Annotated in this window: 12 protein-coding genes and 1 pseudogene; 8 read left to right on the top strand and 5 right to left on the bottom strand. The window is 65.1% G+C overall.

Features of this window, described 5'->3' with window-relative positions; translation table 11 throughout:
* Positions 1 to 350 precede the first annotated feature (350 nt).
* The 7 genes from KQ310_RS11505 to KQ310_RS11535 all read left to right on the top strand — a co-directional run bounded on the left by KQ310_RS11505 (position 351) and on the right by KQ310_RS11535 (position 5,020).
* On the top strand, positions 351 to 590 hold the full coding sequence (locus KQ310_RS11505; protein ID WP_259721890.1) for a DUF4160 domain-containing protein: 240 nt from the start codon (positions 351 to 353) through the stop codon (positions 588 to 590).
* Between the two features lie 31 nt (positions 591 to 621).
* Positions 622 to 858 (top strand): DUF2442 domain-containing protein, encoded by a 237-nt coding sequence (locus KQ310_RS11510; protein ID WP_399238214.1) that lies wholly within the window; start codon positions 622 to 624, stop codon positions 856 to 858.
* 67 nt (positions 859 to 925) lie between these two features.
* Positions 926 to 1,333 carry a hypothetical protein gene (locus tag KQ310_RS11515; RefSeq protein WP_259721892.1) on the top strand — a complete coding sequence of 136 codons (408 nt, stop codon included), beginning with the start codon at positions 926 to 928 and terminating at the stop codon, positions 1,331 to 1,333.
* On the top strand, positions 1,308 to 1,778 hold the full coding sequence (locus tag KQ310_RS11520; protein WP_259721893.1) for a hypothetical protein: 471 nt from the start codon (positions 1,308 to 1,310) through the stop codon (positions 1,776 to 1,778). The genes KQ310_RS11515 and KQ310_RS11520 overlap by 26 nt, the downstream gene beginning before the upstream one ends.
* A gap of 306 nt (positions 1,779 to 2,084) precedes the next feature.
* Positions 2,085 to 2,429 carry a hypothetical protein gene (locus tag KQ310_RS11525; protein WP_259721894.1) on the top strand — a complete coding sequence of 115 codons (345 nt, stop codon included), beginning with the start codon at positions 2,085 to 2,087 and terminating at the stop codon, positions 2,427 to 2,429.
* Between the two features lie 111 nt (positions 2,430 to 2,540).
* Complete coding sequence (locus KQ310_RS11530) at positions 2,541 to 3,536, top strand: hypothetical protein (protein ID WP_259721895.1); 996 nt, start codon at positions 2,541 to 2,543, stop codon at positions 3,534 to 3,536.
* Complete coding sequence (locus KQ310_RS11535; RefSeq protein ID WP_259721896.1) at positions 3,494 to 5,020, top strand: 4Fe-4S binding protein; 1,527 nt, start codon at positions 3,494 to 3,496, stop codon at positions 5,018 to 5,020. Before KQ310_RS11530 ends, KQ310_RS11535 begins: the two co-directional genes overlap by 43 nt.
* Positions 5,021 to 5,037: 17 nt before the next feature.
* Here the strand turns inward: KQ310_RS11535 and argS are convergent, their stop codons facing one another.
* The 5 genes from argS to KQ310_RS11560 all read right to left on the bottom strand — a co-directional run bounded on the left by argS (position 5,038) and on the right by KQ310_RS11560 (position 10,114).
* A complete protein-coding gene (gene argS, locus KQ310_RS11540; protein ID WP_259721897.1) occupies positions 5,038 to 6,879 on the bottom strand; it encodes an arginine--tRNA ligase in 1,842 nt (613 codons plus the stop codon).
* Positions 6,880 to 6,977: 98 nt separating this feature from the next.
* Entirely contained in the window at positions 6,978 to 7,535 is a 558-nt protein-coding gene (locus tag KQ310_RS11545; RefSeq protein ID WP_259721898.1) for a BCAM0308 family protein, read from the bottom strand.
* A gap of 68 nt (positions 7,536 to 7,603) precedes the next feature.
* A complete protein-coding gene (locus tag KQ310_RS11550) occupies positions 7,604 to 8,164 on the bottom strand; it encodes a DUF924 family protein (protein WP_259721899.1) in 561 nt (186 codons plus the stop codon).
* Between the two features lie 5 nt (positions 8,165 to 8,169).
* Positions 8,170 to 8,421: a hypothetical protein gene (locus tag KQ310_RS11555; RefSeq protein WP_259721900.1), complete on the bottom strand. Its 252-nt coding sequence runs from the start codon at positions 8,419 to 8,421 to the stop codon at positions 8,170 to 8,172.
* 115 nt (positions 8,422 to 8,536) lie between these two features.
* Positions 8,537 to 10,114 carry a serine hydrolase gene (locus KQ310_RS11560; protein ID WP_259721901.1) on the bottom strand — a complete coding sequence of 526 codons (1,578 nt, stop codon included), beginning with the start codon at positions 10,112 to 10,114 and terminating at the stop codon, positions 8,537 to 8,539.
* Between the two features lie 74 nt (positions 10,115 to 10,188).
* Here KQ310_RS11560 and KQ310_RS11565 point away from each other — a divergent pair.
* Positions 10,189 to 10,374: pseudogene (locus KQ310_RS11565) on the top strand (deoxyribodipyrimidine photo-lyase); the annotation flags it as partial.
* Between the last annotated feature and the right edge of the window lie 148 nt (positions 10,375 to 10,522).

Here is a 10,522-nt window from a genome sequence, read left to right on the forward strand (position 1 = left end):
GACAGCACCTCTGGCTGCCGGTGCCTGCTGCAGCCGACGATTGGCCGGAAACACCGGCATTGAGATGCCGATAACCAAGACCATTGGTTCAGCACGTGCTTGGCTCGCTGGCGCTGCTGGTTTTGGGCGACAAACTCCTAGCACACCCCTCGAGTGGACAGGCCGCCATAAACTCTCTGCTGCGCCACTGCAGGATCCCCCTGCCTGCCACTCAGGGGCAGCGTTAGAAAGATGGAAACAGCTAACCCATAGATAACGAGATAGTACAACCGCCATCAAGCCCTTCTCGGATCTACTGAATCGCCAGCCTGAAAGCAGGGCTATGCTGGAACTCAAGTCTGGGAGCATGCTTGTTACCAACTGTCTTCCGGGACGGCGAATTTCGGTTTTTCTTCTTCTCACGCGAGGAGAGCCGCATGCACATCCATGTCAGCCATCGAGATGGTGAGGCGAAGTTTTGGCTGAGTCCTTCCATTGAACTTGCCCGCAACATCGGGCTAAGCTCCTCCAAGATCAAGGATGCCGAACGCCTGGCAGTTTCACGTCAACAGGAGATCATCGATGCCTGGAACAACGACTTTGGAAGCTGAGGTCACCAATGTTTCCAGGTTTTGCATCTGGATGCTTATTGATGACGAAGAATTAGCTCTCCCATATTCTAAATTTCCGTGGTTCAAGGCCGCCACGATTGAGCAAGTCATTAACGTTAGGCGTCCCACCGCTGATCATCTCTATTGGCCTGAGCTCGACGTTGACTTGTCCGTTGAGTCGATACGCAATCCCGAGAGGTTTCCTCTCAGGGCAAAGAGCAATCTCCAACCATGCTATTCATCTGAACTACCTCCTGAAGTTCGCTGATTCCATGAAGCAGTTTTCAGCGATACTCTTCGCGGCCAGCTGATGGCAACTGTTAGGATTGCCACCCATGAATCGACTTCGAATCGCTCTGAACATTGTCCTGGCGGTCGGAATGTTCGTTGGTGGCATTTACTTGCTTGGGCAGGACTCGTTTTTACTCAGCGATAAGTGGAATCACAGTCTTGGAACCTTGTTTCAAGGCGCTGCGCTGAATTGTTTGGCCTTTGGCCTGATGTCTTTGGGTGGTTTCGCCGGCATAGTTGGCTACAGCTGGGTCAAAGGCACTCTACCAATGCCAAGCAAGGATAGGATTCGGCCTTGCCCGTCATATAAAGGCATGGTTGTGATGAGGTTCTGGTATCTGTTGGTGCCGGCGATATTCTTGTTCGCGCTAGCCTTTCTGCTGGCGGATAAAGTACCTGATAGGGCGCTCCAGTTGACGCCACAAAGTGGTGCGGCTGAACTTTCACGTTGATCTGATCGAGGTTCAAGTGGGTCCATTTATTCGCATTGCCTCTGAGAAGTTTCCGATTCTTCCAGGCGAGGCCGAGGAACTCGTCAACGAAGGAATGTACGGGAAGGCGCTCGCAAAGTACCTTGTCGACAATCTTGGAGAAAGAGGTTATGAGGCGTCAGATTGCTGCTGTGAGGATTGGGGATGGTGGATTGGTTTGTCTGGGTTCTCATTTCTTTTCGGAATCTGTATCTATGGCCGCGAAGGTGGTGGCGGCGCTCTTGATCTCTACGTCACGGATGGCGCCACTCAGGGCTGGCGTTGGAGCTGGCAGAAGTTTCGGTTCGTCGATAATGGAGCCCGCACGGCTGCAGCCAGGTTGCACAGAGATCTGATCGCGACTTTTGATGCTGATCCTGAGGTGCACGTCCTGGCAACAGATTTGGATTCACCGTTCGTAGACTAAGAGATGGATGGCTTCTGCTGGCTAGCAACAGCATGCACCGGGCAGGTCTACGCGTATCCGCTGATGCATGACTCGCTGGCAGTTGTCTTGATGCATTGCCCCAAGAGAGGCCCCGAAGGTCCGGATCCTTGGCGTCAGCTTCGCAATCAGGGGCTCAGTCAACTCCCGACGCAGAGATGATCGGGTCATGCTTCCTTCCCTATGGTTGTGCCTGAATCCGTTGCCGAAGCGTTCCGCTGGGCCTTGACCCTGCTGCTGCCCCCTCTACTCGCCGTACTGCTGAACGGGCTGCTCCCAGGCGCTGGGATGACAACGCGGACTCTGCTCTGGCTGAGAGGTTTGCAGGTTCTTGGTCTTGTGCTTGCCCTGATCGGGGTGGTCACGCCCCTGGTGCTGTTCCCCCTGGTTGTCGTGCTCATGTTCTGCGCGATCTTCAGCGGACTGCTGCAGATCCTCAGCCAGTTCACGGCTAATTTCTCTTGCCCCGAACTGCCACTGGTGGCTCAGGCCCATGTCTTGATCCAGCCCGGGCTGGCCCTGTTGGTGTTCGCAACGGCGCTGCGCTGCCTGTCGAGGCGGACTTTGCTGAAACGAAAGCTGCCACGGCAGCCAGTCTCGGAGCTCCAGGATCAGATCAAACCGTTGGCGTGATCACAACCTGCCCATCCCTGAATGATCGCCAGCTCCGGCGCCCCGTCCTCTGCATTGCCGAGCGACGGCTCCCGCCTGAGGATGGTGTGATCCACGGCAGGGGAGTGGCCGGTGATTTTCGATGGCAGTGAGCAGCAGGCCCGGTTGATCCTTGGCGCGATGGCGGAGGTGGCCCGGGCTGGCGGCGGTGAACTCACCACCCTTGATCGCGCTGCCTTGCGTTCGGCGGCGCTGCTGATGTTCCGGATCGGCACCGCGCTGGATCTCCACAGCCTTGGGGGCGTTTCGCCGGCCCAGCTGGCCGAGGGTCTGGGGGAGCGGGGGAGCGAGGCGATCGTGCCGCTGGTGGTGATCGCCACGGTGGGTGGGCGGGTGTCGCCCGCTGCGGCCGAGCGGGTGGCGGCTTACGTCGAGGCACTTGGGGTTGAGGAGCCGGCAGTCCGCGATCTGCAGTCGCTGGTGCAGGGCGAGCTGGGGCTGGCGCGGGCCGACATGCTGCGCCGCAACCGGGCCAGCATCACCGGCGAGTGGGTGGAGGATGTGGCGAGCTTCGGTGAGTGGCTGCTGCCCTACCGGGATGCGCCGGATCCGGAACTCAGCCAGCGCTATGAGGCGCTGGCCGCGAAGCCACCCGGAAGCTTCGGACGGGCCTTTCACGACTTCTACCGCGCCAACGGCTTCCTTTTTGCAGGGGTGGAGGAGGCAGTGGCCGAAGCCTTCACCACGCCCCATGATGCCGCCCACCTGCTCTCGGGCTACGGCACGTCGCCGCAGGGCGAGCTGCTGGTGAGCACATTCACTGCCGGCATGCACCCGGTGGAGGCGCTGGCTGGGCACATCCTGCCGGTGATCGTGAGCTGGCACCTGGGCGTGTCGCTCGTGGAGCCGGCCGGCAGCGCCACGGGAGCACTGGATGCGTCCAAGTTCTGGGTGGCGTGGAGCCGTGGCGATGTCACCAGCGGCGACACCTTCAATCCTGCCTGGAACTTCTGGGAGCACGTGGATGTGCCGCTGGTGGAGCTGCGAGCGGCGATGGGGGTGCCGCCGCTGTACCCCTCGCCCTGGTGTCCCAGCTGTTCCGGATTCTGGGGAAGCAGCGCATGGTGACCGGCAGGGGAGGGCGACGCGAGGTGGCGAAGGTGGATCCCGGGTCCTGGCTGGGCCGGCATCACCTGGAGCTGCAGTGGAGCCTGTTGATCGCTGGGCTGTGTCTGCGGCTGCTGCTGGTCAACAGCAGCACCCTCGGGCTGGGCCTCCTGCTCCTGTTCACGGCGGTCGCCGCCCTGGTGGTGGGCTGGGCCTATGGGGGCAAGGCCTGGTGCCAGTACGTCTGCCCGATGGCCCCAGTCCAGGCGATCCTCACCGGCCCGCGCAGCTTCTTCGGCAGTCCGGCCCATTTCCAGACCATCTCCAAACTGACCCAGTCGATGTGCCGCACCGTGACGGACAGCGGCACGGTCCAAAGTGCCTGCGTGGCCTGCCAGTCGCCCTGCATCGACATCGACTCGGAGCGAACCTACTGGTCGTCGCTCAAGGGCAAACGAGGTCTGAACTGGGCCTGGGGGTCCTATCCCGGCCTGGTGCTCGCCTTCTTCCTGATCATCAAACTCGAATCCCGCGGCGGGCTCGATTACCTGCGCAGCGGCATGTGGGCCTACGACAACGCCGTGACCGAATACGCCTGGAGCCCACTGGTGACGGGCCCATGGATCCTGGCCGTGCCCCGTCTTGTGGCGATTCCGGCCCTGCTGGTGTTCGCGGCCTGGATCTCGGTGGCACTGCAGGGGTGGTTGCAGCAGCTGCAAGAGCGGCAACTGACTCCGGACTTCGGGCTGCGGGCCCAGGCGATGGCCCTCCACCGCACACGCCTGCTGTTCTCATTCCTGGCCGTGAACATCTTCTTCTGGTTCGCCGATCCCACCATCGGTCTGCTGGGACCGGCGGGTGGGCAGGTGATTCGCTCCGTGGCTCTGATCGTGAGCGGCATGTGGCTGCACCGGGGCTGGTCTCGCGAACGGGCCACCTATGTCCGCGAAAGTACCAGTGCCAGCCTGCGCAGGCAGCTGCAGCAACTGATTCCAGACCTCTCGCCCTATCTGGACGGCCGTTCGATCGGTGAACTCAGTGCCGCAGAAGTGTTCACTCTGGCCAAGGTGTTACCGGCCCAGATCAGTCAAACCAAGCGAAACATCTACGGGGGGGTGATGGCGGACCTGTTCGGGTCGGGTCGTTTGGAGCACGCCACCGCCCTGGTGCAACTGGAGGAACTGCGTCAATCCCTGAAGCTGGACGACGACGACCACTGGGCTGCCATCCAGGAGCTGGCCAGCCAGGATCCGCGCATCCTCGACCTCACGGGCCAGCAACGGGAAATCCGCAGCCTCCGTCAGGACGCCGCCCGGGAGGCCATGCTCGAGCTGCTCCGGTTGACGCGAACGGACGAACTCCAGCACCTGCTGGCAGACCCCCATTTTCGCGGCAGTTTCAGCCGGATCCGCCGCGACTTCCTGTTGGATGACGCCAGCTGGCAGGACCTGCTCGGCAGCTTCGGCCCCTGCGCCGATTCGGTGCCGCTGGGAGAGACAGGATGACCTGCCGCGAGGAGCGCTCACATCCGCTCCAGGGTGGGAATGCCGAGCAGGCCCAGTCCCAGCCGCAGGGTGTCGGCCGTGAGCCGGCAGAGCGCCAGACGTCCAGGGCGGGCGCCCTCCTCAGCCTTGAGCACCGGCACCTGGTCATAGAAGCGGTTGAATACCTGGCTGAGTTCAAACAGATAACTGCACAACCGGTTGGGCAGCAACTCCTGCTCCACCTCGGCCACCACCGCGTCGAACTTCAGCAGTTCGCGCACCAGGGCCCACTCCTGAGGCTCGCTGAACTGCAGGGTGGAGGCATCCACCTTGCTCGCCAGATCGCCGCCCTTGCGGGCGATGCCGGCGATCCGCACCACGGCATAGAGCAGATAGGGGGCGGTGTTGCCCTGCAGCGCCAACATCCGATCAAAGCTGAACTGATAGTTGGTGGTGCGGTTCTGGCTGAGGTCGGCATACTTCACCGCCGCCAGTCCCACGGTGGTGGCCACATGGGCGATGAAGCTCTCCTCCTCGTGGCGCTCTTCCTCCTCCAGGCGGCGGCGCAGGTCGGCGCCTGCCCGCTCCACCGCTTCATCGAGCAGATCCCGCAGGCGCACGGTATCGCCGGCACGGGTCTTGAGCTTCTTGCCGTCGTCCCCCTGCACCAGGCCGAAGGGCACATGCTCCAGCCGCCCGTCTGTGGGGATCCAGCCGGCGCGCCGGGCCACCTGGAACACGCCGGCGAAATGGCTGGCCTGGCCCGCATCCGTCACGTAGATCACGCGGCGGGCGCCATCGCCCGTGGGGGGCTCGGCGAAGCGGTACCGGATGGCCGCCAGGTCGGTGGTGGCGTAGTTGAAGCCGCCGTCGCTCTTGCGCACGATCACCGGCAGGGCCTTCCCGTCCTTGCCGCTCACCCCCTCCAGGAACACGCAGCCGGCGCCGTCGTCGGTCACCAGCAGCCCGGTGGCCTCCAGGTCGGTCACCACGGCCTCGAGATAGGGGTTGTAGAAGGATTCGCCCCGTTCGCTGAGGCGGATGTCGAGCCGGTCGTAGATCTTCTGGAATTCCCGGCGGCTCTGGTCGCAGAGCAGCCCCCAGGCCTTCAGCGAGACCGGATCTCCCCCCTGCAGCTTCACCACCTCCTCGCGGGACGTGGCCTGGAAGACGGGGTCGTCGTCGAAGCGCTGCTTGGCCTGGCGATAGAAGGCCACCAGATCGCCGAGGTCCACCGCATCGGCGGTGATGAGCGCCTCGGGGGCCACCTGCTTGAGATGAGTGATCAACATGCCGAACTGGGTGCCCCAGTCGCCCACGTGGTTGAGGCGCAACACCGGGTGGCCGCGGAACTCCAGCACCCGGGCGAGACAGTCGCCGATGATCGTGGAGCGCAGGTGCCCCACGTGCATCTCCTTGGCGATGTTGGGGCTGGAGAAGTCGACCACCACCGGAGCAGCTGGCGTTCCTCCGCCTTGAGTGTCGCCTTGGCCTCCACTCACCTCGCCAGCCGCGGGAACGCCCAGGCGGGGCTCCCCAAGACGGGCCGCCACTTCGGCCGCGAGCCGCTCAGGGCGCAGGGTGAGGTTGATGAAGCCGGGCCCGGCGATCTGGGGCTCCAGGCAGAGTTCCGCGAAGGCTGAATCCGCCGCCAGTTCGTTCACGATTGCCGTGGCGATGGCGCGGGGCGGCTGCTTCAGGGGCTTGGCCAGGGGCAGGGCGCCGTTGGCCTGGAAATCACCGAATTCGGGCTTGCTGGCCGCTGCCAACTGTGGATCCAGGCGCCGGCCATCGGCACGGGCCTCGGCGGCGGCCTGCGGAAACGCCCGCTCCATTGCCGCACACAGCTGGCTGTCGAGGGCTTGGGCGAGGCGAAGCATGGGGGAGGGCAGGAAGAGCGACAAGCCTCTCGCCTGTGGCGGGAGAGGCCCTGATCATCCCTCCGCGCCAGGCTGGGGCTGCGAAAGGCTCCTGGCGATCACCCTGCGATCAGCTTGGATCCGCCATTGGATCGCCTGCTGCTCAATCCCGCTGCCAACGAGCGCGCATGGGGGCGCCGGCCTCCGGGTAGGGCGCCGTCCAGCGTTCCCGAGAAGGCATGCTCCAGGGCCTCGGCTACCCCATGGGTTGCGTGGATGCCGGTGAAGCGCAGCAGCATCTCTCCGCTGGCCGGATCGCCGCTGGTGTCGATCAGGCGCTCCAGCGGATGCTCCTGGCGGATGTGCTCCTCGGTGTTGTTGACCAGCCGCATCACCTCGTCGGCGTGCGCCGCCAGAAAGCTGCCGGACAGGCTCAGTTCCCCCCCCGGTGCCCCATCCCGGATGCGCTCGCAGGCCGGGCAGCGGTGGCTGACAGCACCGGGCTGGGGTGCCTCCCAGCTCCAGCGACCGTCGTGGTAGCTGGCCTGGCAATCCGGACAGGTGCTGGGTTGGGACGGCTTGTGGCGCTGCTGGTAGGGATCGCTGCTATGCCCGCTCTCCATCCCGTCATGGCGGGCCGCATGGCCGGACGGTGCATTGGGAGTGTTTGTTTGCATGAAGCCAGACCTTGCTGTTCCTGCTGTAGCCACGGGCATAGGAACTGTCAGGGGGCGGTGCTGCCGACTCAGAAGCTGGAGCCGGGGGTCTTCAGGAAGGCCAGTTCCTCTGCGGTGCAGACCCGGCCGAGGATCGCGTTGCGGTGCGGGAATCGCCCGAAGCGGGCGATCACGTCGCGGTGGCGGCGGGCGAAGGCGGCGGTGCGGGCATCGGTGAACCGCTCGAACAAAGGGATCGCGGCGTCCTGAATGGCCAGGTCTTCGCTGTGCATGCGCGGCATCAGCCAGAACTGCCGCCGGGCCGGATCGGCTTCGGCTTCGAGCCAGCCCAGGTCCATGGCCGCCAGGCTGAGGGCGAGGGCTTGGGGATCGCCGGCGAAGGCCATGGGCGTGTCGCGCCAGATCTGACGGGGGAACTGATCCAGCAGCAGCACCAGGGCCAGGCCGCTGGATGGTGCGTCCCCCCACAGGGCCAGCTCAGCGGCGATGGCCTGGCGGGTCAGGGCAATGAACCGCTCCCGCAGCCCTCGATCGAAGCCGGGATCCTTGATGAACCACTGGCGCGGCTCGGTCTCCTCAAACCAGAGGTGCAGAACGTCGTCGCTGGAGCCAGGAGCGGCGTCGGGCAAGGGGCTCAGCAGCAGGGGACAGGCCGGTGACCGAGGCCCCGGATGGCTTGGCGAACGGCCTGGGGGCCTGGATCGGGGCGGCGGATGCGGGCGCGATAGGCCACGTGGATGGGGCCCAGGTGCTCAATCAGGGCCTCGCGGGCCTCGTGGTGCAGTTCTTCGAGGGAGGGGGCGGTGATGGTGATGGGCTGGTGTTCGGCCCTGGCCTCCAGGTGGCCGGGCCGCTCGCTGATCACGCGAAACACGATCTCGCGCATGAGGGGATATCTCTGTTTTCCAGTCCCATCCTTGGACCGATCGCTGGTTTCTGCGGGTGCCCGGCGATACGGGGATCCGTCCGGTGCCGGGGATCCGTCCGATGTCGCTGGGTACTCAAGACTCCACCCGCCGGAAGGCGTAGCCGTCGTAGACGAACCCGTTCACCCGGCCACGGCCATCCGACTGAAACGGCACCTCCAGCGGCGCTGAGAGCACGCCAGGCCAGAGCAGACTGAAGGTGTCGCCATTCCAGGCGGTCAGCGCGGCGCGGTAACGGGCCGGGCCCGCCAGCACCTCCAGAGCTCCCTGCCGCTCGGCCACTGTCCAGGTTCCGAACAGGTCGTTGACGTAGGTGCCGGTGAAGGCCGCCAGGGGGAGTGACGGGGGCTTCGGATCGGCAGGCCTGGGCTCCACCGCCAGTAGCAGGTTTTCGAGTTTCTCTCCTCTGGCCTTGATCTCCGGCTGCAGATCCGGCTCTCCCGGCCGTCCGAAGGCCTGCTGCAGCAGGGCCGCCCGCACCGCCTCCGGCAGGGCCGTGAGGTTGCGGTTGGCCAGAATCGCCACGGCGAAGCGCTTCTGGGGCACCAGCAGCAGCAGGGTGCGAACGCCATCGAGGGCGCCGCCCTTCTCCAGCACTTTCAGCCCGTTGTAGTGGTACACGCCCCAGCCTGGGGAATAGTCGAAGCCGGAGTTGGCAGCAATCGGCGGGAACTCGGTGAAACTCGGTTCCACGGCGATCACCGGCTCGAACAGGGCCGCCATGGCGTCCTCCGAGAGCAGGCGCCGGCCGTCGATTTCACCGCCCCGGGCCAGCATCTGAACGTAGCGGCCGAGGTCGTTGGCGCTGCTGGCCAACCCGCCGGCGGGGATGAACAGGGCGCTGAGGTTGGGGGGCACCACCTGCAGCCGTCCCCCCACCAGGGCATGGGAGCGGCTGACATCTTCCAGCGTTCCGGGCTGGGCCGTGCCGTCACCCATCAATGTGGTGGCGACGCCCGTGCGGCTGAGGCCCAGGGGCTGGAAGATCAGGCTGCGGGCGAGCTCCGCGAAGGGCTGGCCGCCGGCCTTGGCCGCCAGTTCACCGGCGAGGAAAAAGCCGACGTTGGAGTAGGCGGCCCGATCGCGAAAGGAGCTGGCGGGCTTCAAGTAGCGGATCCGCCGCAGCACGTCGGCGCCGTCGTAGCCGAGATGATCGAACAGGTCGCCGAAGAACGCGGGAAATCCGGCGCGGTGGGTGAGCAGATCCCGCGCATTCACCCATTGGCCGGCATAGGCATCGGCGAGGCGGAAGTTGGGTAGCAGCGACACCATCGGCTGCTCCCAGCCCAGCCGCTTGCGATCCACCAGGGCCGCCACCGTGGCGGCGGTAAAGGTTTTCGACACGCTCGCCAGCTGGAAGACGGTGTCGGCGGTGGTGGGGGCACCGGTGGAGAGATCGCGCACGCCGAAACCTTCGGCCAGCACCAGCCGGCCGTCCTGCACCAGGGCGATGGCCACGCCGGGCACCTGATACTCGGTGAGCGCCCAGCGGGTGATCCGGCGTGCGGCGGTGGCGTCGACCCCCGCGCCTGGCGCATAGCCCGGCAGTCCATCGGCGCCCATCGCTGGTGGGAGGTTGGCGGCCAGGGCCACCCCCAGCAGGGGCGCCAGAGCCAGCCGAGCCATCAGGCGTTGCCGGGTGGTGGTCGCCATGGGCAGGGTCGGTTTCTGGTGGCAGTCTGCTGGCCTCCCTCAATCCCCGCCGCGTGCCTTTTAGGGTCGCGGCCATGGGGCCGCTGCAGATCGTCTGGTTCAAGCGGGACCTGCGGGTGGTGGACCACCAGCCGCTGTTGCAGGCCAGTCGGCTTGGGCCCGTGTTGCCCCTGGTGGTGGTGGAGCTCGAGCTGTGGCAACAGCCCGATGCCTCGGCCCGGCAGTGGGCCTTCTGTGCCGAGAGCCTGGTGGACCTGCGGCTAGGAGCTTGTCGCCCAAAACCAGCAGCGCCAGCGAGCACAAGCACGTGCTGAACCAATGGTCTTGGTTATCGGCATCTCAATGCCGGTGTTTCCGGCCAATCGTCGGCTGCAGCAGGCACCGGCAGCCAGAGGGGCTGTCCCCTCA

It is taken from the genome of Synechococcus sp. CS-1328 (genome assembly GCF_025128095.1).
In the GTDB taxonomy this organism is placed as follows: Bacteria; Cyanobacteriota; Cyanobacteriia; order PCC-6307; family Cyanobiaceae; genus CBW1002.